A 22,188-nucleotide genomic window follows, 5' to 3' on the forward strand; every position below is an offset into this window, starting at 1 on the left:
CGGACAAAGTAGTCCCGAGAGTCCCGAGGGGGTGGGTGCCTTGGGTGGAATGTTTCACCGTGCGGGCGTGTTCGAGCGGGGGACATGGCGAAGGAAGGAAGAGCAGGATGGACGGGCCTACGGCGTACCTCGGGCACGGGACGGCAGCCGAGCGCTGGGACCGGGCCCGGCTCTTCTTCGACGCGAAGGAGTACGCGACGGCCGCCCGCGTCCTCGACACCCTGGCGGGCGAGGTGCCCGAGCAGCTGGCGCCCCGGCTGCTGCTGGCCCGCGCCTACTACCACTCCGCCCAGCTCTCCCGCGCCGAGCGGGAGCTCCGCGCCATCCTGGAGCGCTGGCCGGTGGAGGACTACGCGCAGCTGATGCTCGGTCGCACCCTGGAGCGGCTCGGGCGGCCCGACGAGGCCCGTCCGTATCTGCGTACGGCCGCCGCGATGGCCGGGGATTTCCCCGAGTAGGAGCCGAGTAGGGGCCGAGTGGGAGTGGTGAGCAGGGCCGATCGGCCCCCGGGCCGCGCCGTCCGTACGGGGCCGGGCTCCGGCTCGGTTAGCCTGGGTCGCATATGAACCGCCTGACCACGCCTTTCGGCTCCTACGAGCTCACCCGCTTCCCCGAGGACCCGCGCGACCGGCTCCGCGCCTGGGACGCCGCCGACGAGTACCTGCTGCGCCACCTCGACTCCGGTACCGGGGAGCGCGGTCCGGTGGACCTGGCCGCCGCCGCGGGCCGGATCACCGTGCTCGGGGACCGCTGGGGGTCGCTGACGACGGCGCTCGCCGCGTACCGGCCGACGCAGATCACGGACTCCGCCCTCGCCCGTTCCGCCACGGCCGCCAATCTGGACCGGGCCGGCATCGGGACGTCCAAGGCCACGGTGACGCTGCTGACCACGCAGGACCCGCCGCCCGAGCGGATCGACGTCCTGCTGGTGCGCGTGCCCAAGAGCCTGGCGCTGCTGGAGGACCAGCTGTACCGGCTGGCCCCGCACGTGCACGCGGGCACCGTGGTCGTCGGCACCGGCATGGTCAAGGAGATCCACACCTCGACGTTGCGGCTGTTCGAGAAGATCCTCGGCCCGACCAAGACCTCCCTCGCCGAGAAGAAGGCCCGGCTGATCTTCTGTACGCCGGGCACCCCCGGGGCCATCCGGCCCGCGGCCGCCGACCCGTGGCCGCTGACGTACACGGTGGACGAGGACGCCGGCTCGGGCTCCGGGCTGACCGTCGTCAACCACGCCGGGATCTTCTGCGCCGACCGGCTCGACGTCGGCACCCGCTTCTTCCTCCAGAACCTGCCCACCAACACCGACGGCGCCACGGTCGTCGACCTGGGCTGCGGCAACGGTGTCGTCGGCACGGCCGTGCAGGTCCACGATCCCGATGCCCAGGTGGTCTTCACCGACGAGTCCTACCAGGCGGTCGCCTCGGCGCGGGCCACGTACCGGGCGAACGTCCGCGAGGGCCGGCGGACCGCCGAGTTCTTCACCGGCGACGGGGTGGCGATGCTGGATCCCGGCTCCGTCGACCTGGTGCTGAGCAATCCGCCGTTCCACTCCCACCAGGCCACGACGGACGCCACGGCGCTGCGCATGTTCGCGCAGTCGCGCAAGGTGCTGCGGCCCGGCGGCGAGCTGTGGATCGTCGCCAACCGGCACATGGGCTACCACACCCACCTGCGCCGCCTGTTCGGCAACAGCGAAGTCGTCGCGAGCGAGCCGAAGTTCGTGATCCTGCGGGCGGTCAAGCGGCGTGAGCGTCCGCGGCCCATGTGACCTGCCGGTACGCACCTTTGTGACCTGCCGGTACGTCCTACACTCGGCCGCGTGAGCAGCAGCGGGGTGGAGGACGGGACCGGCGGCGGGCGCTACCGCCGCGAGGACGTGGCCCGGGCGGCCGGCGTCAAGGTGCGCAACCTGCGCTACTACCAGGAGCGCGGGCTGCTGCCGCCGCCGCGCCGGGAGGGCCGCATCGCCTGGTACTCCGAGGACCACCTGACCCGGCTGCGCCTGATCAGCGACCTGCTGGGGCGCGGCTACACGGTCAACGGCATCGCCGAGCTCCTGCAGGCCTGGGAGGACGGCGGGGGCCTGTCCCAACTCCTGGGTCTGGAACGGGAGATGACACGGGATTGGGTGCAGGAGGAGCCGGTCACGATGACCCGCGCCGAGTTGCGGGAGCTGTTCGGCCCGACCGCTACGGCCGAAGACACCCGGCGGGCGGCGGAGTTGGGGTACGTGACGGTCGACGGGGACCTCGTCACCCACCCGAGCCGCAGGCTGCTGGACGCGACGCTCACGCTGGTGCGCCAGGGGGTGCCGCTCGCCGAGATCCTGGACGCGGGGGACTTCGTACAGGCGCAGGCGGCCGCGCTGGCGGACCGGTTCGTCGGGCTGTTCCGGCGGCATGTGATCGGTGCGCAGGGGCTGGAGCGGCTTTCGGCCACGCAGCTCCAGCACATCACGGCGGCGGTGGCGGCACTGAGGCCGGTGGCCGGTGAGGTGGTGGCCACGGAGTTCGCGCGGGCGATGGCGCGCCGGGTGGACGCGGAGGTCGCCGAACTGCTGCGTACGGAGCAGTAGGAGTCGGCCGAAAGGGTGCGCTCGCACAACCTTGCCAACCACCATTGGCACTCTTACATTCAACTCGTCGGTAACAACGGTGCACAGCCGAAATAAGGGACGATCTCATGGCAAATTCCCCCGAGTTACCCGAGCCTCCCAAGTCCCCTGAATTCCCCGAATCCCCCGCACCGCCCTCAGGCGCCGGCCGCGTCCGCTGGCGCCGGTTCGCGGTCCTGACCGTCCCCGCCGTCGCCGTCACCGCCGGCCTCGGCATCGCCCTCGCGCAGGGCGCGCTCGCCGCCTCCTTCGCCGTATCGGGGCAGCAGTTCAAGGTGTCGGCGAAGAGCCTGGAGGGTGAGGGCTTCGCCCAGTACGGCGGCGTCGACGTCAACGCCCGCGAGGAACTCATCCCGGTGGCGGTCACCGCCATCAGGGAGGCGAAGCTGAACAGCCTCTGCCAGTCCGTGGTCACCTCCCTCCCGGTGATCGGGGACATCTCGCTCAACCTGACCGCGGGCCAGAAGACCCCGGTCGAGGCGAGCAACCTCTTCGTCGACGCGACGCAGCTCTCCGGCGACGCCGTCTTCAAGAACATCGAGATCGGGCGCGACGCGTCCACCCTCGACAAGGGGCCGGCCGACGCGCAGGGGATGCAGGACCTCTTCGCCCAGCAGGCGGACTGGGTCAGCATCACCAACCTCCAGCAGACGGCGTGGGCGACCAACGCCGGCACCTTCAAGCTCTCCGGGCTCTCCATGAACATCAGCAAGGGCAAGAAGGAATGCTTCTGACCCGATGGCGGCGGTGGCGGCGCAGCAGGCCGTTCTGGGGAGGGCTCCTCGCCGTCCTCGCCGGGACCGAGATCTGCCTCCTGCCGCTCGCACCGCTGAAGGTCATGCTCCAGCAGGGGGTGGCGGGCATCCCCTCCGTGCTGATGGGCATCGTCATGATCGTGCTCGGGCTCACCGCCTGGTTCTCGCCCCCGCAGCGGAACCTGGCCGGTGTCCTCACCACGCTGATCGCCACCGCGGCCCTGGTCCTGTCGAACCTGGGCGGCTTCCTGATCGGCACCCTGCTCGGGATTCTCGGCGGCGGCCTGATGTTCGCCTGGCAGCCCTACGCCGCCCCGCTCCCCAGCGCCGCACCGTCCCCATCCCCCTCCCCCACCCCCACCCCCACCCCCACCCCGCACCAGGATCCCCAAGGAGCACAGCCATGAGCCGTACGCGCACCGCGCTCGCCCTCGGGATGGCCGCCGCCGGAGCCCTGTCGCTGGCCTCGGTCACCGCCTCCGCCGCACCGTTGGCCGCGGCCGGGTCGACCACCGTCACCCCGGCCGGGCACTCCTTCAAGGCCACCCTCAGCGGGAAGGCCACCCTCAAGGCCGGGTCGGTGACGGTGACCTGTACGGTCTCCGTCTCCACCGGTACGGTGCCGGCCGCCCCCGGCAACCACAACGCGGCCGGGCCGGTCTCCTCGCCGATCTCGCCGCCGACGTACAGCTCCTGCACCTCCAGCATGCCGGGCGTGACCCCCACGGTCACCACCAGCGGCGCCTGGTCGGTGTCGATGCAGGACGGCTCCCCGATCACCGCGACCATGACCGTGCCGGTCGGCGGGCTGGTGCTCAAGACGACCGGGCTCGCCTCCTGCACGGTCACCGCGGCGCCCACGGCCGCGCCCGCCGTCGGCGGCACCTGGGCCAACGGCGCGCCGTCGAGCCTGACCTTCACCAACGCCTCGGTGCCGGTCAAGGTCACCGGCGGGTTCGGCTGCCCGACGAGCGCGACCTCGTCCACCTTCAACGCGGTCTACCTCGTCGCCGACACGACCGACCCGGCCCAGCAGATCACCGTAGGCCCCTGACCGGGGGCGGCAGCGGCTACGGGCGGCTGACGACCACCCGGTAGTGGGTCGTCAGCCGCCCGTCCTCGCCGAGGACGTGGAAGGCCACGGCGGGCGGCTCGTCGAGGTGGACGTGGTGGTCGGGCGCGGTCCGGTTCTCCCACGGCAGCCGCAGGGTGGAGACCACGCCCGGCGCGACCAGCAACGGCCGCCCCGCGAAGGTGGTCGCGGCCGCGGTGTGGGCGTGCCCGCACAGGAAGGCCGTGAGGTGCGGGTGGCGCTCGACCAGCGCCGCGAGCCGCTCCTCGCCGAACTGCCGGATTTCGTCCACGTACGGGGTGTGCAGCGCAACCGGCGGGTGGTGGAAGGCGACCAGGACCGGGGTCTCGCGCGGGGTGTCGGCCAGTACGCCGTCCAGCCAGCCGAGCGTGGAGTCCTCCAGCAGGCCGTGGTCCTCGCCCGGGACGGACGAGTCGCACACCGCGAGCACGAACCCGTCCCCGCGCAGCACCTGGTCGACCGGCGCCGCCGACGCGGCGGCCCCCTCCCCCAACAGCCCCTGCCGGAAGGCGACCCGCTCGTCGTGGTTGCCGGGGCAGATGACCAACGGGTGCCGCGAGCGGAGCAGTTTGGCGGCTTCCTCGTATTCGGCGGCGGTGGCGTGGTCGGCTATGTCGCCGCTGACCAGTACGGCGTCCAGGTCGTAGGGCAGGCTGTCGAGGTACTCCATGACGGCGCGGGTACGGTCGGCGGCCCGCGTGCCGCCGTCGAGATGGACATCGCTGAGGTGGGCGATCACGATCACGAGCGGTGACTCCTTCGTCTCTGGTCCAGAGAAGTGATCACCCTATTCGACACTGTCCAACTCACCCTTCCCGGGCCTCGATCCGGTACGGGACGAAGGTGCTGGAGTTCTCGTCGACGGCCAGGGGCAGGCCGAGCGGGGGCGCCGCGCGCTGGGGGCAGTCGAGGCGCTCGCACAGCCGGCAGCCCATGCCGATGGGCGTGGCGGCGGCGGTGTTGTCGAGGTCGAGGCCGTCGGAGTAGACCAGGCGCGCGGCGTGCCGGATCTCGCATCCGAGGCCGATGGCGAAGGTCTTGCCCGGTTCGCCCCAGCCGCCGCGGTGGCGGGTGACGGCGCGGGCGGTCCACAAGTAGCGCTGCCCGTCGGGCATGGAGGCGATCTGGACGTGGATCCGGCCGGGCGCGGCGAAGGCCTCGTAGACGTTCCAGAGCGGACAGGTGCCGCCCGCCCGGGAGAAGTGGAATCCGGTGGCCGACTGCCGCTTGGACATGTTCCCGGCCCGGTCGACGCGGACGAAGGAGAACGGGACCCCGCGCAGCCGGGGCCGTTGGAGGGTGCTCAGGCGGTGGCAGACGGTCTCGTAGCCGAGGCCGAAGTGGTCGGTGAGGCGCTCGATGTCGTACCGGTACTCCTCGGCGGCCGTGTGGAAGGCCCGGTACGGGAGGATCAGCGCGGCCGCGAAGTAGTTGGCGATCCCGATCCGGGCCAGGGAGTGCGCGGTGGAGCCGACCGGGAAGTCCTCGGCGGCCAGCCGGTCCAGGTCGTCGCCGTACTCCAGCAGGGCCAGCTGGGTGGCCATGCGGAAGGCCTGCTGGCCCGGTCGCAGCCGGGCCGAGAGGCGCAGGACGCGGGCGGCGGGATCGTAGTGGTGGAGCCGGTCGGTGTCGGAGGCGATCCGCACCTGGTGGCGCTCCGTGAGCCGCCGCTGGAGGGCTCGGCGGACATCGCCCGGCCGGATGCCGATCTCGCGGGCGCGGTCCTCGGCCGCGAGGTCGACGTCGTGCAGGTAGTTCTGCCGGCGGTAGAAGAACTCCCGGATCTCCTCGTGGGGTGAGCGGGGCGAGCCGGCCGCTCCCGCGAGGGCGTCCCGGCTCTCCGCGGCGTCCGACAGCCGCTCGGCGAGCAGCTGGCCGCGGCGGCCGAGGTCGAGCAGGACCTGGGCCACGGCGGGCATGCGGGAGGCCAGTTCGGCGAGGTCGGACGGGGACACCCGGGCCTCGGCGACCTCGCCCGCGAGGGCCTCGCGCAGGTCCGCCACCAGCCGGCTCGCATCGCGCTCCGAGAAGAAGCCGGGGTCGACGCCGAAGGCCTCGGTCAGCCGCAGCAGCACCGGTACGGTCAGCGGCCGGGAGTCGTGCTCCATCTGGTTGAGGTAGCTGGGCGAGATGCCGAGGACCCGGGCCAGTTCCGCCTGGCTCATCCGCCGCTCCTCGCGCAGCCTCCGCAGCCGCGCTCCCGCGTAGGTCTTGCTCACCGCGCCCCCTCGGCCACCCGTCCCAACAGCCGTCACCCTACGCGAGGTTGCCCCGGAATGAACCTTCGCAAGATTCGCAGAACCCCTTCCGAAGATTCGCAGAACTTGGCAGCCGTCCACGGTTGTTGGCACTGGATGCCGCTGCGAGAGTCGTTCTGCGGCCGACGCCCTCGGCTCCACCGGGAGGGATTCAGCGGCCGCACTCCATTCCGCGGCACGAAGTGCCATTCCTTGGCACCCTTCACGACTCTTGGAGACGGTGACGTCATGGCTCAGACAGAGACGACGGCAGAGACGACGGCAGCGGCGGCGGACCTCGCACAGCGGTGGGCGACCGATCCCCGCTGGGCGGGCATCGAGCGGACCTACGGCGCCGAGGACGTGGTGCGGCTCTCCGGCAGCGTCCGCGAGGAGCACACCCTGGCCCGGCGCGGCGCCGAGCGGCTGTGGCGGCAGCTGCACGAGCGCGACTACGTCCACGCGCTCGGCGCCCTGACCGGCGGCCAGGCCGTCCAGCAGGTCCGGGCCGGACTCCAGGCCATCTACCTCTCGGGCTGGCAGGTCGCGGCGGATGCCAATCAGGCCGGTCACACCTACCCGGACCAGAGCCTCTACCCGGTCAACTCCGTTCCCCAGGTGGTCCGTCGGATCAACAACGCCCTGCTGCGCGCCGACCAGATCGCCACCGCCGAGGGCGGCACCGACGCAACGGACTGGCTGGCGCCCATCGTCGCCGACGCCGAGGCCGGTTTCGGCGGCCCGCTCAACGCCTTCGAGCTCACCAAGGCCATGATCGCGGCGGGCGCGGCCGGCATCCACTACGAGGACCAGCTCGCCTCCGAGAAGAAGTGCGGCCACCTCGGCGGCAAGGTCCTCGTCCCCACCTCCCAGCACATCCGCACCCTCAACGCGGCCCGCCTGGCCGCCGACATCGCCGACGTCCCGACCCTGATCATCGCCCGTACGGACGCCCTCGCCGCGAACCTGCTGACCAGCGACGTCGACGAGCGGGACGCACGGTTCACCACCGGCGAGCGCACCGCCGAGGGCTTCTACCGCGTCGAGAACGGCATGGCCCCGGTCATCGCCCGCGGCCTCGCCTACGCCCCGTACGCCGACCTCATCTGGGTCGAGACCGGCACCCCGGACCTCGCCCAGGCGCGCGAGTTCGCCGAGGCGATCCACGCCCAGTACCCGGACCGGATGCTGGCCTACAACTGCTCGCCCTCCTTCAACTGGAAGGCGGCCCTGGACGACGACCAGATCGCCAAGTTCCAGCGGGAGTTGGGCGCGATGGGCTACCGCTTCCAGTTCATCACCCTGGCCGGCTTCCACTCCCTCAACCACGGCATGTTCGACCTCGCGCGCGGCTACGCCGAGCACGGCATGACCGCGTACGTCGACCTCCAGGAGCGCGAATTCGCCGCCCAGGAGCACGGGTTCACCGCTGTCCGGCACCAGCGCGAGGTGGGCACCGGCTACTTCGACCTCGTCTCCACCGCCGTCAACCCCGCCTCCTCCACCACCGCGCTCGCCGGGTCCACCGAGGAAGAGCAGTTCCACTAGGCCCTTCCACCAGTCAGGAGACCGCAATGGCCACCCCCGCACTGACCCGCCGTGTCCGGGTCCTCGGCGCGCCGGGCGACCGGCACGAGGAGATCCTCACCGTCGAGGCGCTGGAGTTCATCGGCCGGCTCGACGCCGCCTTCGGCGAGCGCCGGCTGGACCTCTTCAAGGAGCGGCGCCGCCGGTCGGCCCGCCTGGCCGCCGGCACCCCGCTCGACTTCTCCGTCGCCACCTCTCCCGTCCGCGCCGATCCGTCCTGGCGGGTGGCCCCGCCCGCGCCGGGGCTGACCGACCGCCGGGTCGAGATCACCGGCCCGCCCGACCGGCGGATGACCGTCAACGCCCTCAACTCCGGTGCCCGCGTGTGGATGGCGGACTTCGAGGATGCCACCGCCCCCACCTGGGGGAACGTCATCGACGGCCAGGTGAACCTGCGCGACGCGATCGACCGGCGCATCGACTTCACCGCCCCCGACGGCAAGGAGTACCGGCTCGGGCAGGACCTCGCCACGATCGTGGTCCGGCCCCGCGGCTGGCACCTCCTCGAAGAGCACCTGGAGATCGACGGCCGCCCCGTACCGGCTTCGCTGGTGGACTTCGGCCTGTACTTCTTCCACTGCGCCCAGCGGCAGATCGACGCCGGCCCCGGCCCGTACTTCTACCTCCCCAAGCTGGAGAACCGTTACGAGGCGCGGCTCTGGAACGACGTCTTCGTTCTCGCCCAGGACCTCCTCGGCATCCCCCGCGGCACGATCCGCGCCACCGTCCTCATCGAGACGATCACCGCCGCCTTCGAGATGGAGGAGATCCTCTACGAGCTGCGCGAGCACAGTTCGGGTCTGAACGCGGGCCGCTGGGACTACCTCTTCAGCCTGATCAAGACCTTCGCGCACCGCACCGACTTCCTCCTCCCCGACCGGGACCGGGTCACCATGACCGCCCCGTTCATGCGGGCGTACACCGAACTCCTCGTCCGCACCTGCCACAAGCGCGGCGCCCACGCCATCGGCGGCATGGCCGCCCACGTCCCCGGCAAGGACCCGGCCGCCCACGAGGCCGCGCTGGCCAGGGTCCGGCTGGACAAGGAGCGGGAGGCCGAGGACGGCTTCGACGGCTCCTGGGTGGCCCACCCGGGCCTGGTCCCGGTCTGCCGGGACGCCTTCGACGCGGTCCTCGGCGACCGGCCGCACCAGCTGGACCGCACCCGCGGCGACGTCGCCGTCCGGGCCTGCGACCTGCTCTCGGTGCGCCGGGTCGGCGGCTCGCCGACCCCGGACGGCGTGCGCGCCAACGTCGCCGTCGCGCTGCGGTACTTCGACGCCTGGCTGCGCGGGCGCGGAGCGGTCGCCCTGTACGGGCTGATGGAGGACGCGGCCACCGCCGAGATCGCCCGGGTGCAGCTCTGGCAGTGGCTGCGCCATCGCGCCGTCACCCGCGAGGAGGTCCTCGGCCTGCTCGACTCCGAGTGCGCGGCGCTCGCCGCGGAACAGCCCGGCGCCGAGGTGGCCGCGGCCCGCCGGATCCTGGAGGAGACCGCCCTCGGTCCCACCCTGCCGCCCTTCTTCACCCCCGGGGCCTACGCCCGCCACCTCGTCCGCCGTACGGAGGCACGCTCATGACCAGCCCCCTCAGCCGGGTCGGAGTCGTCGGTGGCGGCCTGATGGGCGCCGGCATCGCCGAGGTGTGCGCCCTCGCCGGGCTCGACACCCTCGTCTGCGAGGCCGACGCCACCGCCGCCCGGGCGGCCGCGAACGCGTCGCGGTCTCCCTGGAACGGGCTGTCCAGCGCGGGAAACTCGACCGTCTCTCCGCCGAGCACGCCCTCGCCCGCCTCGTCTTCACGGCCGACCTCGACGAGCTCGCGGACCGCCGTCTCGTCATCGAGGCCGTCACCGAGGGCGCCGAGGTCAAGACGGAGCTGTTCACCGCGCTCGACAAGATCGTCGAAGACCCGGAGGCCGTCCTCGCGTCCAACACCTCCGCCATCCCGATCATGCGCCTGGGCATGGCCACGGGGCGCGCCGACCGGGTCGTGGGCCTGCACTTCTTCAACCCCGTTCCCGTCCTGCCCCTGGTGGAGATCGTCTCCTCCCTGCACACCTCCACGGAGACCGTGCGCACGGTGGAGTCCTTCGCCCGCGACACTCTGGGCAAGAACGCCATCCACTCCACGGACCGGGCCGGCTTCGTCGTAAACAGCCTCCTCGTCCCCTATCTGCTCTCGGCCGTGCGCATGGCCGAATCCGGATACGCCACGCCCGCCGACATCGACGCGGGCATGGAACTGGGCTGCGCCCACCCCATGGGCCCGCTCAAACTCGCCGACCTGATCGGTCTGGACACCGTCGCCGCCATCGCCGACTCGATGTACGAGGAGTTCAAGGAGCCGCTGTACGCCCCGCCGCCGCTGCTCCAACGGATGGTGCAGGCGGGATTGTTGGGCCGGAAATCGGGTCGTGGATTCCACACCTACACCGGGTAGGCTTGCGAACGCAGCTGGTTCGCCCCCGTCCTCCCCCATGGCCTGAACGGCTTGGGGGGACCCCCATGGCGGGACGCGTCGTAAGAGGGAACCCGGTGGGAATCCGGGACTGCCCCGCAGCGGTGAGTGGGAACGACCGCCGTCATACGCACTGGGACCGGAACCGGTCCTGGGAAGCGACGGCCAGTAGGTGCCGCCTCGTGAAGAGGTCGGTGTGCCCGCGAGTCCGAAGACCTGCCCGTTGCCCGTGCGCGAACGACCGCGCACGGTTTCCCGGTGACCTCGTGGGCGGGTCGGCGTGCACATCGGGCGGATCTCCCGTCGCGTACCCAGGCGTACGCGATCCGGCGGTCCGCCCGTTCCGGCACCCCTTCGCGCCCTCGGCCCTCACCGGGTCCATGGAGACACGCTCGCGAAGGAGAGTTCCGTGACAGACAAGTCCGCAGCCGCGGCAGTACAGCCCACCGTGTACGGCTACCCGCGGCAGGGGCAGAACCGCGAACTGAAGAAGGCCGTCGAGGGCTACTGGAAGGGCCGCGTCACCGCCGAGGCCCTCCACCGCACCGCCGGACCTGCGCCGCTCGAACTGGCGCCAGCTCGCCGAGGCCGGCATCACGGAGGTGCCGACCGGCGACTTCTCGTACTACGACCACGTACTGGACACCAGCGTGATGGTCGGCGCCGTCCCCGCCCGACACCGGGCGGCGCTCGCCTCCGACGCCCTCGACGGCTACTTCGCGATGGCCCGCGGCACCCAGGACGTGGCTCCGCTGGAGATGACCAAGTGGTTCGACACCAACTACCACTATCTGGTCCCCGAACTCGGCCCCGACACCGCCTTCACCGCCGACTCCGCCAAGCAGGTCGCGGAGCTGCGCGAGGCCCTGGCCCTCGGGCTGACCGCCCGGCCCGTGCTCGTCGGCCCGATCACCTACCTGCTGCTGGCCAAGCCGGCCCCGGGCGTCGCCCCCGGCTTCCAGCCGCTGACCCTGCTCGACCGGCTGCTGCCCGTCTACGCGCGGGTCCTCTCCGACCTGCGGGCCGCCGGCGCCGAGTGGGTGCAACTGGACGAGCCCGCCCTCGTCCAGGACCGGACCCCGGCCGACCTGGGCGCCGCGGCCCGCGCCTACCGCGAGCTCGGCGCGCTCACCGACCGGCCCAAGCTGCTGGTCGCCTCCTACTTCGACCGGCTGGGCGAGGCCCTGCCGGTGCTCGCCAAGGCGCCCGTCGAGGGCCTGGCCCTGGACTTCACCGAGCGGGCCGCCGGCAACCTCGCCGATCTCGCAGCCGCGGGCGGCCTGCCCGGCAAGCGCCTGGTCGCGGGCGTGGTCAACGGCCGCAACATCTGGATCAACGATTACGCGAAGTCCCTCGCCACGCTGGGCACGCTGCTGGGCCTCGCCGACCGGGTCGACGTGGCCGCGTCCTGCTCCCTGCTGCACGTCCCACTGGACGCCGCCGCCGAACGCGACATCGACCCGCAGGTCCGCCGCTGGCTGGCCTTCGCCCGGCAGAAGACCGCCGAGATCACCACGCTGGCCCGCGGCCTGGCCCAGGGCACCGACGCCATCGCGGCCGAACTCGCCGCCAACCGGGCCGACCTGGCCTCCCGCGCCAGCTCGGCGATCACCCGCGATCCCGCCGTACGGGCCCGCGCCGACGCGACCACCGCGGCCGATGCCCGCCGTCCGCAGCCCTACGCCGACCGGGCCACCGCCCAGCGGGCCCATCTGCGCCTGCCTCCGCTGCCCACCACCACGATCGGCTCCTTCCCGCAGACCCCGGACCTGCGCACCGCCCGCGCCGACCTGCGCGCCGGCCGCATCGACAGGGACGGCTACGAGGAGCGCATCAAGGCTGAGATCCGCGAGGTCCTCGCCTTCCAGGAGAAGGCCGGCATCGACGTCCTCGTGCACGGGGAGCCCGAACGCAACGACATGGTCCAGTACTTCGCCGAGCAGCTCACCGGCTACCTGGCGACCCAGCACGGCTGGGTCCAGTCGTACGGGACGCGCTACGTCCGCCCGCCGGTCCTCGCCGGCGACATCTCCCGGCCCGACCCGATGACCGTCCGCTGGACCTCGTACGCCCAGGCGCAGACGGGCCGTCCCGTCAAGGGGATGCTGACCGGCCCGGTCACCATGCTCGCCTGGTCCTTCGTACGCGACGACCAGCCGCTCGGCGACACCGCGCGCCAGATCGCGCTGGCCCTGCGGGACGAGGTGAACGACCTGGAAGCGGCGGGGACTTCGGTGATCCAGGTGGACGAGCCCGCCCTGCGCGAGACGCTGCCGCTGCGGGCCGACGGGCACACGGAGTACCTGGCCTGGGCCACCGAGTCGTTCCGGCTCACCACGAGCGGGGTCCGGCCGGAGACCCAGATCCACACCCACATGTGCTACGCCGAGTTCGGCGACATCCTGCGGGCCATCGACGACCTCGACGCCGACGTCATCAGCCTGGAGGCCGCCCGCTCCCACATGCAGGTGGCGGACGAACTCGCGGGCGCGGGCTACCCGCGCGAGGTCGGCCCCGGCGTATGGGACATCCACTCGCCGCGCGTCCCCTCGGCCGACGAGGCGGCGGCCCTGCTGCGCAAGGGGCTTGAGGCGATCCCGGCCGAGCGGCTGTGGGTCAATCCCGACTGCGGCCTGAAGACCCGCGGCTGGCCCGAGACCCGGGCCTCCCTGGAGCACCTGGTCGCCGCGGCCCACACGGTCCGGTCGGAGCTGACCTCCGGCTGAACCGGCCCCCGCGGAGGCGGCCGAGCCCTCGGTGTACGCCCGCCGGCCGGGCCACCGCTCCGCGCGGGACCGGCGGGGTCCGGGAGCCGCCGGCGGGCGGGAGCACGTCCGCGGCACCGAAGCCGATCGGTTCCCGGCCCCGTGTGTGCGTCCTGTGCGCCACACGGGGCCTGCGATCCAGGAGGGACGCACGGCCGGCTCCCGAGCGGGCACCGGCCTCCACGCCGCGCCTCGGGCATCGGCCATGCCCAGCCCCCGGCCAGGGCGGTTACGGATTCCCGGCCGCGCGGCGGCCCATGGCACTGCTCGGCTGACCCGGGCAGAACGACACGGGAGGGACTGACACTTGACCTGCCGTCAGCCCCCTTCCCCCTATGCTGCGGGGATGATCAAGCCGATTGAACTCGTGATATTCGACTGCGACGGCGTGCTGGTCGACAGCGAACGCATCGCCGTGCGCGTCCAGGTCGCCCTGGGCGCCGAGTTGGGGTGGCCGCTCACGGAGGAGGAGGTGATCGACCGCTTCATCGGGCGATCGAGCACCTCCATCCGCGAGCAGGTGTCCGCCCGGCTCGGCGACGAAACCTCCGCCCTGTGGTGGGACCGGTTCGAACAGCTCCACGCCGAAGCCGTGGACGCCGGCTTGGCCCCCGTCGAGGGACTGCCCGAGGCGCTCGACGCGATCACCCTGCCGACCTGCGTCGCCTCCAGCGGCTCCCACGAGAAGATGCGCCACACCCTCGGCCGCACCGGCCTCTACGCACGTTTCGCGGGCCGCATCCACAGCGCCGCCGAAGTCGCCCGCGGCAAGCCGGCCCCGGACCTCTTCCTGCACGCCGCACGGCGGATGGGCGTCGACCCGGCCGCCTGTGCGGTGGTCGAGGACAGCCGGCCCGGCGTCGAGGCCGCCCGCGCCGCGGGCATGCGGGCCTTCGGCTACGCCGGCGGGCTGACCCCGGCCGAGCGCCTCGAAGGCGCCGGCACCGTCGTCTTCCACGACATGCGCGAGCTGCCGCCCCTCCTCGCCGCGGCCGCCTGACCGGAAGGACCGGCCTAGCCCCGGTACGTCTCCAGCAGGCGCAGCCAGATCTCGCTGATCGTGGGGAAGGCGGGGACCGCGTGCCACAGCCGGTCGATCGGGACCTCCGCCGCGACCGCGATCGTCGCCGAGTGCAGCAGCTCGGCGGCGCCCGGGCCGACGAAGGTGGCGCCGAGGAGGACCTCGCGGTCCAGGTCGACGACCATCCGGGCACTGCCCCGGTAGCCGTCGGCGTACAGGCCGGCGCCCGACACCTTGGACAGGTCGTAGTCGACCGCGCGCACCCGGTGGCCCGCCCGTTCGGCCTCGGCCAGGCTCAGGCCGACGGCCGCGGCCTCGGGGTCGGTGAAGACCACCTGCGGGAGGGCCAGGGTGTCGGCGGTCGCCGCGTGCGCGCCCCAGCGTCCGGTGCCGGCCCCGGTGCCGGCCTCGGTGTCCGCCGAGGCTCCGGCGGCCGCGCGGGCGGCGATGGCGGCGCCCGCGATCCGGGCCTGATACTTCCCCTGATGGGTGAGGAGCGCGCGGTGGTTGACGTCCCCGACGGCGTACAGCCAGTCGTGTCCGGGCACCCGGCAGCTCTCGTCGACCCCGATCCACTCGCCCGGGGCCAGCCCCACCGTGTCCAGCCCGATGTCATCGGTCCGCGGCGACCGGCCCGTCGCCATCAGCAGCTCGTCGCCCACCAGGGTCTCGCCGCCCTCCAGCACCACCGTGACGGGCCCGGTCGAACCGTCCCGTACGACCGCCTCGACGGTGACGCCCGTACGGACCACCGCGCCCGCCTCGCGGAGCGCGTCGGCGACCAGCTCTCCCGCGAAGGGCTCCATGCGGGGCAGCAGCCGGGGGCCGCGGACGAGGACGGTGACCTGCGATCCGAGGCCCTGCCAGGCGGTGGCCATCTCGGCGGCCACCACCGAACCGCCCACGATCAGCAGCCTGCCGGGGACCTCCTGGGCGGAGGTCGCCTCCCGGCTGGTCCAGGGTCGGGCCCCGGCGATGCCGGGCAGGTCGGGGACCACGGCACGGGAGCCGGTGGCGACCACCACCGCGTGCCGGGCCGACAGCACGTGGTGCTCGCCCTCGGGGCTGGTGACGGCGACCTTCCGGATCCCGTAGAGCCGCCCGTGGCCGCGGTACAGGTGGGCGCCGATCGAGTCCAGCCAGTCGATCTGGCCGTCGTCCTTCCAGCTGCCGGTCCAGTAGTCGCGGTGCGCGAACACCGCCGCCGTGTCCAGCGGCCCCCGGGCGGCGTCCGCCAGGCCCGGCGCCCGGCGCGCATCGGCCCTGGCCAGTACGGGGCGCAAGAGGGCCTTGCTGGGGACGCAGGCCCAGTACGAGCACTCCCCGCCCACGAGTTCGCTCTCCACCAGGGCCGTACTCAGCCCGGCGGCGCGGGTCCGGTCGACGATGTTCTCGCCGGCCGGTCCCCCACCGAGCACCACGACGTCGTACTCCACGGCTTCGGTCATACGGGCCAGTGTCACCGCCCGCCCGCGGCCGCGTCACGCACTCAGGCCTCCGGCGTGCCGGACCCCGTACCGGACTCGGCGGCGATCTTCGCGCGCACCTCGTCCATGTCGAGGGCCCGGGCCTGGCCGATGAGGTCGGTCAGCGCCGCCTCCGGCAGCGCGCCGGGCTGGGCGAAGATGGCCACCCGGTCCCGGACGATCATCAGGGTCGGGATCGAGGTGATCTGGAAGGCCCCGGCCAGCTCCTGCTGCGCCTCGGTGTCGACCTTCGCGAAGACCAGGTCAGGGTGGGCCTCCGAGGCCTTCTCGAAGACCGGGGCGAACTGCAGGCACGGTCGGCACCAGCCCGCCCAGAAGTCGATCAGCACGAACGGGTTCTCGCTGACCGTCTGGTCGAAGTTTTCCTTGGTGAGCTCGACTGTAGCCACGGTGTCCAGACCTCCTGATTGAGCCGTCTGCTCCTTGAACGAACGACCGGCCCGCATCATTCCGCGGGCTAGAACGGGTGGCCGGCGGGGGTGGTGCGGGCCGTGGTCCAGCGCAGCTCCGTGAAGGCGTCCAGGTTCGCCTCGCCGCCGAAGCGGGCGCCCGTGCCGGAGGCGCCGACCCCGCCGAAGGGGGCGACGGCCTCGTCGTTGACCGTCTGGTCGTTGACGTGCGCGATCCCGGTCGGGATCCGCGCGGCCAGTTCCAGCCCGCGCCCCGCGTCCCTGGTCACGATCCCGAGGGAGAGGCCGTACGGACCCGCCGAAGCCAGCTCCACCGCCTCGTCCTCCGTCGCGAAGGACCGTACGGGCGCCACCGGACCGAAGACCTCCTCGGCGTAGGCAGGGGTGTCGTCGGCGACTCCCGCCAGCACGGTGGGACGGTAGAAGAGGTGCTCATGAGTACCGCCCGCGACGAGTTTGGCGCCCTGCTCGGTGCTCGCCTCCACCAGGGCGTGTACGCGCTCCAGCTGGCCGCGGTCGATCAGCGGGCCCAGGTGGACCTGCTCGCGGTACGGGTCCCCCACCGCCAGGGCCTCGGCCCGCGCGGCGAGCCGCTCCACGTACTCGTCGTACAGCGAGGCGTGCACGAGGTGGCGACCGGCGGTCATGCAGATCTGGCCCTGGTGGAAGAAGGACCCCCAGGAGGCCTGGGCGACGGCGGCCTCGACATCGGCGTCACGGAGCACGACGAGGGCGGAATTTCCGCCCAACTCCAGGTGCGCACGCGTAAGGTGACGGCCAGCCAGCTCACCAACGACCCGGCCGGTGGCGGTGGATCCCGTGAAGGACACCACCCGGACCCGGGGGTCGGCGACCACCGCGGCACCCGTCTCGGCGCCCCCCGGCAGGACGTGCAGCAGCCCGCTCGGCAGGCCCGCGGCGGCGAAGACCGCGGCGAGGGCGAGGCCGCCGCAGACGGCGGTCCGGCGGTCCGGCTTGAGCAGTACCGCGTTGCCGAGCGCCAGCGCCGGCGCGACCGAGCGGATCGACAGGATCAGCGGGGCGTTGAAGGGGGCGACGACCCCGACCACCCCGGCCGGCACCCGGCGCGTGAACGACAGCCTGGGCGCCTCGCTGGGCAGCACCTGACCGGTCGGGCGCGAGGCCAGCGCGGCCGCCTCGTAGCACTCCTGCGCGGCGACGTGCAGCTCGAAGCCGGCCTTCCCGGGTATCGACCCGGACTCCCGGACCAGCCATTCACCGAGCTCCTCGGCGTGCGTGGCGAACAGGTCACCGGCACGGCGCAGCACCGCCGCCCGCTCCAGGTGGGTGACGCCCGCCCAGTCACGCTGAGCAGCCTGGGCCCGTACGGCGGCCTCCGCCACGTCGGCGGGCGCGGCGAGGTCGATGGTGGCGAGGGTACGGCCGGTGGCAGGTTCGACGACCGGGGCGGCGCCGCCGGTGAGGGTGGGTCCGTCCTGCCAGAGCGTCGGATCGAGGAGCGGCATGGCGCGGGGCCTCCGGGTGGGGATGGGCGGGGCGGGGGGCGGCAGCACGCGCCATCGTGCCAGACCGAGGCCTCCACTTCTGTTCAGTTATTGGGCAGTTGAAAGCAAAGCTGACCGGAAACGATCGACGCCCCCACCCCCCCAGGAACCCGCCGTCGGGGCCGGGGGCGGGGTGGGGTGTCGGCCGGGACTAAAACGAGATGAATTCGGCGCACGCCACCGCCCGGCAGAACAGACCCCGAACAGGCGCCGAACATCGAAGCCCGTCCCGGGCGACACCCCCCCCCGCCCCCGGCCCCGACCCACCCGCCCCGGGGGGGTCAGCGCTCCAGCACGAGCGCGATCCCCTGCCCCACCCCGATGCACAGCGCCGCCACACCGGTACCCGAACCCGCCGCGGCCAACTGGTGCGCCACCGCCCCGGCCAGCCGCGCCCCGGAGGCGCCCAGCGGGTGCCCGATCGCGATGGCGCCGCCGCGCGGGTTGACCACGGCCGGGTCGAGCTCCGGCCAGGCACCCAGACAGCCCAACGCCTGTGCGGCGAAAGCCTCGTTGAGCTCGAAGGCGCCCACATCACCAAACGACCGCCCTGCCTTCGCCAGCGCCCGCTGGACCGCGTCCACCGGCCCCAGACCGAAGAGCTGCGGCTCGATGCCGGTGACGGCCGAGGCGCTGATCCGGGCGAGCGGCTCCCGCCCGGTGGCCGCCAGCCCCTCCTCGTCGGTCAACAACAACGCCGCGGCACCGTCGTTGAGCGGCGAGGCGTTGCCCGCCGTCACCGTGCCACTGCCGTCCGTCCGGAAGGCGGGCTTGAGGCGCGCCAGGGCCTCGGACGTGGATTCGCGGATGCACTCGTCACGCCCCAGGTCCACCCCGGGGTACGCCACGACCTCGCCGTCGTACAGTCCGGCGGTCCAGGCGGCGGCCGCCTTGCGGTGGCTCTCCAACGCGAAAGCGTCCTGCGCCTCCCGCGTGATCCCGTGCTTCTCGGCGATGAGTTCGGCGCCCTCGCCGAGCGAGCCGGTCCACTCCGCGGGCATCCGCGGGTTGGTCATCCGCCAGCCCAGGGTGGTGGACCACATCTGCTGATGGCCCGCGGGGAAGGCCCGTTCGGGCTTCTGCACCACCCACGGGGCGCGGCTCATCGACTCGACGCCGCCCGCGATGGCCACGGAGGCGTCGCCGAGGGCGATGGCGCGGGCCGCCTGGATCACGGCTTCCAGGCCGGAGCCGCAGAGCCGGTTGACGGTGGCGCCCGGGACGCTCACCGGAAGCCCGGCCAGCAGCACGGCCATCCGCGCGACGTCGCGGTTGTCCTCGCCGGCGCCGTTCGCGTCGCCGAAGACGACGTCGTCGATCCGCGCCGGGTCCAGGTCGGGCGTACGGTCCACCAGTGCGCGCACCACGTGCGCGGCGAGGTCGTCCGGCCGTACTCCGGCGAAGGCACCGCCGAACTTGCCGATCGGGGTGCGGACGGCGTCGACGACGTAGACGTCGCGGACGGTGCGGATGCTCATGGGGTCTCTCCTGGGCGGATCCGTACGGGCGGTGGCGCATCGGTGCCGGTGTGTGCACCGGGAGACGCCGCCGGGCGCGCCCGGTGGGGCGCGCCCGCAGTCTCCGTCCGCACGTCACCGCCTGTCAACGGCCCACGGGCGGCGACGGCCGGGGATCCGGTCAGGTCGACTCGCGCCGGATGGCCCGGGCCGCCATCAGGTCGTGCCGCTCCGCGACCTCGGAGGGCTCGCGCACCGCGTGGTCCACCAGCGAGGCGAGGTGTTCGCCGGTCGGCAGCTCGATCTGCACCGTGCTCAGGCGGGGCCGCAGCAGCCGTCCGAGGAGCAGGTCGTCGGCGCCGATGACGGCCACGTCCTCGGGAATCCGCAGCCCCTCCTCCTGGAAGGCCCGCATCAGCAGCATCGCGTACTCGTCGTTGTACGCGAAGGCCGCGTCCAGCCCGAGCCCGCGCCAGCGGGCCGCGAGCGCCCCGGCCGACTCCTCGGAGAAGGCCATCGGGAGGGCCTCGACCTCGGCTCCGGCCACCGAGCGGGCACCCGCCAGCCGGGGCGCGGAGAACAGCTCCAGCCCCTCCTCCTCGGGGACGACCACCCCGATCCGCCGCCGACCGCGCTCCACCAGATGGGCGGCGGCCCGTACGCCGACCTCCTCCTGGTTCATGACCAGCGCGTGGGCGCCCGGCACGCCGACCGGGCCCATCGTGATCACCGCGCGGGCCCCGGCCCGCTTGAGGGTGGCGACGTTCTGCGCGGAGAGGGTGACCCAGCCGAGGGAGATCACCGCCACCGGGCGCAGCTCCGCCCAGGCGCGGGCGGCCTCGTCACCGGTGAGGCCGAGGCTCCCGTACTGGACCACCGTGTAGTCGAGGCGGCGCAGGGCGCGTTCGAGTTCGTTGAGGAAGGTGCCGTACAGCGGCCCGATCGGCACGTGCGAGGTGGGCAGCAGCACGATCCGGGTGTGCCCGGCGCGCAGGCTGCGGGCGGCCGCGTGCGGGACGTACCCGAGCTCCTCGGCGGCTTCGCGGACCTTGCGGCGGGTCGGCTCGCTGATGCGGACGGCTTCCGCGTTGTTCAGCACGTACGAGACCGTGGCGCGCGAAACGCCCGCGAGCCGGGCCACGTCGGCGCTGGTGGGCACCGGGGGCGGCGGCTGCGGTGGCTGCGGGGATTTCGATGACTGGGACATTGCCGTGGCATCTTTCCAGACCGGTTGCGCCCGGGGGCTAGCGGATGGCCGGAAACGAATGCTACACAGTGGTTACACGATTCATTGACACGTGTAACCACTGGTGTCACATCCCCCGCACCGGGTGTGTCTCCGCACGTGTCCCGCCGTGCCGTCGCCCTGTCGCGCTCCGTCGCACCCCCGCCGTCGCGACAGGGCGGCGCGCACTCCTCCACCCCTCCGCCACTCCCCCTGCGACCCCGTAGGCACCCCTCATCCGCACGCACCTGCCCAGGAGGGCACCGTGGCCCTTTCCTCCCCCGGCACCGGCAACGCCACCGCCGCCACCTCCGACGCCTTCGCGCCCTCCGGCCCCGGACGCGGGCTGCTCCCGCTGCTGCTGGTCGGAAATTCCGCGATGTACGCCCTGTACGTGGGCGTGGCGGGCGTCCTGCTCGCGCTCCAGGTGGAAGACATCGACCCGGCGAACAAGGTCTCGAACTTCGGCCTGATCGCAGGGGTCTCGGCGATCTTCGCGACCGTCTTCAACCCCGTCGCGGGCGCCCTGTCCGACCGCAGCGGACGGCGCAACCCCTGGATCCTCGGCGGCGGCCTCGCGGCCGTCCCGGCGATGTTCCTGCTCGGCTTCGCCGACACGATCCTGCTGATCACGATCGCCTGGTGCCTCGGCCAGGCCGTCATGAACGTCTACCAGGCCGCCATCACCTCCGTGGTCCCCGACCGGGTGCCGATGGGCGCCCGCGGCAAGGCCTCCGCGGCCGTGGGCCTCGGCCTGCCGTTCGGCTCCACCCTCGGCGCGCTGGTCGGCGCGGCCTTCTCCGAGGACTACCGGACCGGCTACCTCGTCTTCGGCGCCCTCGTGGCCGCAGCCGCGGTCCTCTTCACCGCCTGCACCCGCGAGCAGCGGCTCCCGGCCCGCGCGCCCCTGCCGGCCAGGGCCCAGCTCGCCGCCTTCGCGAGCGCGCTGCGCAACCACGACTTCCGCTGGGCCTTCATCGGGCGGGCGCTGCTGATCCTCGGCTACTTCGCCGTGACCGGCTACCAGCTGTACATCCTCCAGGACCACACCGTGCTGCCCGACGGCATGGAGCCGGAGGCCGCGGTCGCGGTGATGATGCCGCTGAACAGCGTGGCGATGGTCGTCTCCACCGTCGTGGGCGGCTACCTCTCCGACCGGTTCGACCGCCGCAAGCTCTTCGTCGGCGCCTCCGCCCTGCTGTCCGCGGTCGCGCTGGTGATCCCGGCCGTGTCGACGAGCTGGAGCGCGATGCTGGCCTTCTCGGTCGTCAACGGGCTCGCGTTCGGCTGCTACATGGCCGTGGACACGGCGCTCGTGACGATGGTGCTCCCCAAGGCCGAGGACGCGGCCCGGGACATGGGCGTGCTCAACATCGCCAACGCGGGCCCCCAGATCATCGCGCCGTTCATCGCCTCGGTCATCGTCTCGCTCAGCGGCGGGTACACGGCCCTGTTCGTCGTCGCGGCCGTACTGGCGGTGGCGGGGGCACTGGCCGTGAAGCCGATCCGCAGCGTGCGGTGACGCGCGCCCCATCAATCCCCACACAT

The 22,188-nt window shown here is 72.9% G+C and carries 17 protein-coding genes, 2 pseudogenes and 1 riboswitch; of the genes and pseudogenes, 12 read left to right on the top strand and 7 right to left on the bottom strand.

Going from position 1 to position 22,188, the window contains the following annotated elements:
- Window positions 1–107: 107 nt before the first annotated feature.
- From ACGFYU_RS10800 to ACGFYU_RS10825, 6 genes are all read left to right on the top strand, one after another.
- Window positions 108–458 (top strand): tetratricopeptide repeat protein, encoded by a 351-nt coding sequence (locus ACGFYU_RS10800; protein WP_393826931.1) that lies wholly within the window; start codon window positions 108–110, stop codon window positions 456–458.
- 113 nt (window positions 459–571) lie between these two features.
- Window positions 572–1,771 carry a methyltransferase gene (locus ACGFYU_RS10805; protein WP_393827140.1) on the top strand — a complete coding sequence of 400 codons (1,200 nt, stop codon included), beginning with the start codon at window positions 572–574 and terminating at the stop codon, window positions 1,769–1,771.
- A 51-nt stretch (window positions 1,772–1,822) separates the two neighbouring features.
- Window positions 1,823–2,578, top strand: a complete 756-nt coding sequence (locus ACGFYU_RS10810; protein WP_393826932.1) for a MerR family transcriptional regulator — start codon at window positions 1,823–1,825, stop codon at window positions 2,576–2,578.
- A gap of 107 nt (window positions 2,579–2,685) precedes the next feature.
- Window positions 2,686–3,351, top strand: coding sequence for a DUF6230 family protein (locus ACGFYU_RS10815; RefSeq protein ID WP_393826933.1), 666 nt, complete (start codon window positions 2,686–2,688; stop codon window positions 3,349–3,351).
- A complete protein-coding gene (locus ACGFYU_RS10820; protein WP_393826934.1) occupies window positions 3,342–3,779 on the top strand; it encodes a DUF6114 domain-containing protein in 438 nt (145 codons plus the stop codon). Before ACGFYU_RS10815 ends, ACGFYU_RS10820 begins: the two co-directional genes overlap by 10 nt.
- On the top strand, window positions 3,776–4,426 hold the full coding sequence (locus ACGFYU_RS10825) for a hypothetical protein (protein WP_393826935.1): 651 nt from the start codon (window positions 3,776–3,778) through the stop codon (window positions 4,424–4,426). The genes ACGFYU_RS10820 and ACGFYU_RS10825 overlap by 4 nt, the downstream gene beginning before the upstream one ends.
- A gap of 16 nt (window positions 4,427–4,442) precedes the next feature.
- On the opposite strand, the gene ACGFYU_RS10830 is transcribed toward ACGFYU_RS10825, so the two are convergent.
- Both ACGFYU_RS10830 and ACGFYU_RS10835 read right to left on the bottom strand, forming a co-directional pair.
- Window positions 4,443–5,210, bottom strand: a complete 768-nt coding sequence (locus tag ACGFYU_RS10830; RefSeq protein ID WP_393826936.1) for a metallophosphoesterase — start codon at window positions 5,208–5,210, stop codon at window positions 4,443–4,445.
- Window positions 5,211–5,271: 61 nt separating this feature from the next.
- Window positions 5,272–6,684, bottom strand: coding sequence for a short-chain fatty acyl-CoA regulator family protein (locus tag ACGFYU_RS10835; RefSeq protein WP_393826937.1), 1,413 nt, complete (start codon window positions 6,682–6,684; stop codon window positions 5,272–5,274).
- 267 nt (window positions 6,685–6,951) lie between these two features.
- On the opposite strand from ACGFYU_RS10835, the gene aceA reads away from it, so the two are divergent.
- The 5 genes and pseudogenes from aceA to ACGFYU_RS10860 all read left to right on the top strand — a co-directional run bounded on the left by aceA (window position 6,952) and on the right by ACGFYU_RS10860 (window position 14,514).
- Window positions 6,952–8,250 (top strand): isocitrate lyase, encoded by a 1,299-nt coding sequence (gene aceA / locus ACGFYU_RS10840; RefSeq protein WP_393826938.1) that lies wholly within the window; start codon window positions 6,952–6,954, stop codon window positions 8,248–8,250.
- Between the two features lie 26 nt (window positions 8,251–8,276).
- Window positions 8,277–9,869, top strand: coding sequence for a malate synthase A (aceB, locus tag ACGFYU_RS10845; protein ID WP_393826939.1), 1,593 nt, complete (start codon window positions 8,277–8,279; stop codon window positions 9,867–9,869).
- Window positions 9,866–10,731, top strand: a pseudogene (locus tag ACGFYU_RS10850) (3-hydroxybutyryl-CoA dehydrogenase). The gene aceB and the pseudogene ACGFYU_RS10850 overlap by 4 nt, the downstream one beginning before the upstream one ends.
- A gap of 81 nt (window positions 10,732–10,812) precedes the next feature.
- A riboswitch (cobalamin riboswitch) is annotated at window positions 10,813–10,967 on the top strand.
- 191 nt (window positions 10,968–11,158) lie between these two features.
- Window positions 11,159–13,475: pseudogene (gene metE, locus ACGFYU_RS10855) on the top strand (5-methyltetrahydropteroyltriglutamate--homocysteine S-methyltransferase).
- A 385-nt stretch (window positions 13,476–13,860) separates the two neighbouring features.
- On the top strand, window positions 13,861–14,514 hold the full coding sequence (locus tag ACGFYU_RS10860; RefSeq protein WP_393826940.1) for an HAD family hydrolase: 654 nt from the start codon (window positions 13,861–13,863) through the stop codon (window positions 14,512–14,514).
- 14 nt (window positions 14,515–14,528) lie between these two features.
- Here ACGFYU_RS10860 and ACGFYU_RS10865 read toward each other — a convergent pair whose 3' ends face one another.
- The 5 genes from ACGFYU_RS10865 to ACGFYU_RS10885 form a co-directional block, all read right to left on the bottom strand.
- The gene (locus ACGFYU_RS10865) at window positions 14,529–15,983 is read right to left on the bottom strand and encodes a dihydrolipoyl dehydrogenase family protein (protein ID WP_393826941.1); all 1,455 of its coding nucleotides are present in this window, start codon (window positions 15,981–15,983) and stop codon (window positions 14,529–14,531) included.
- 41 nt (window positions 15,984–16,024) lie between these two features.
- Window positions 16,025–16,411, bottom strand: coding sequence for a thioredoxin family protein (locus ACGFYU_RS10870; protein WP_393826942.1), 387 nt, complete (start codon window positions 16,409–16,411; stop codon window positions 16,025–16,027).
- A 68-nt stretch (window positions 16,412–16,479) separates the two neighbouring features.
- Complete coding sequence (locus ACGFYU_RS10875) at window positions 16,480–17,919, bottom strand: aldehyde dehydrogenase family protein (RefSeq protein WP_393826943.1); 1,440 nt, start codon at window positions 17,917–17,919, stop codon at window positions 16,480–16,482.
- 320 nt (window positions 17,920–18,239) lie between these two features.
- Window positions 18,240–19,436 carry a thiolase family protein gene (locus ACGFYU_RS10880; protein ID WP_393826944.1) on the bottom strand — a complete coding sequence of 399 codons (1,197 nt, stop codon included), beginning with the start codon at window positions 19,434–19,436 and terminating at the stop codon, window positions 18,240–18,242.
- A gap of 160 nt (window positions 19,437–19,596) precedes the next feature.
- Window positions 19,597–20,622 (bottom strand): LacI family DNA-binding transcriptional regulator, encoded by a 1,026-nt coding sequence (locus tag ACGFYU_RS10885; protein WP_393826945.1) that lies wholly within the window; start codon window positions 20,620–20,622, stop codon window positions 19,597–19,599.
- A gap of 283 nt (window positions 20,623–20,905) precedes the next feature.
- On the opposite strand from ACGFYU_RS10885, the gene ACGFYU_RS10890 reads away from it, so the two are divergent.
- Entirely contained in the window at window positions 20,906–22,162 is a 1,257-nt protein-coding gene (locus ACGFYU_RS10890) for an MFS transporter (RefSeq protein ID WP_393826946.1), read from the top strand.
- The last annotated feature ends 26 nt before the right edge of the window (window positions 22,163–22,188 follow it).

It is taken from the genome of Streptomyces sp. NPDC048337 (genome assembly GCF_043201175.1).
In the GTDB taxonomy this organism is placed as follows: Bacteria; Actinomycetota; Actinomycetes; order Streptomycetales; family Streptomycetaceae; genus Streptomyces.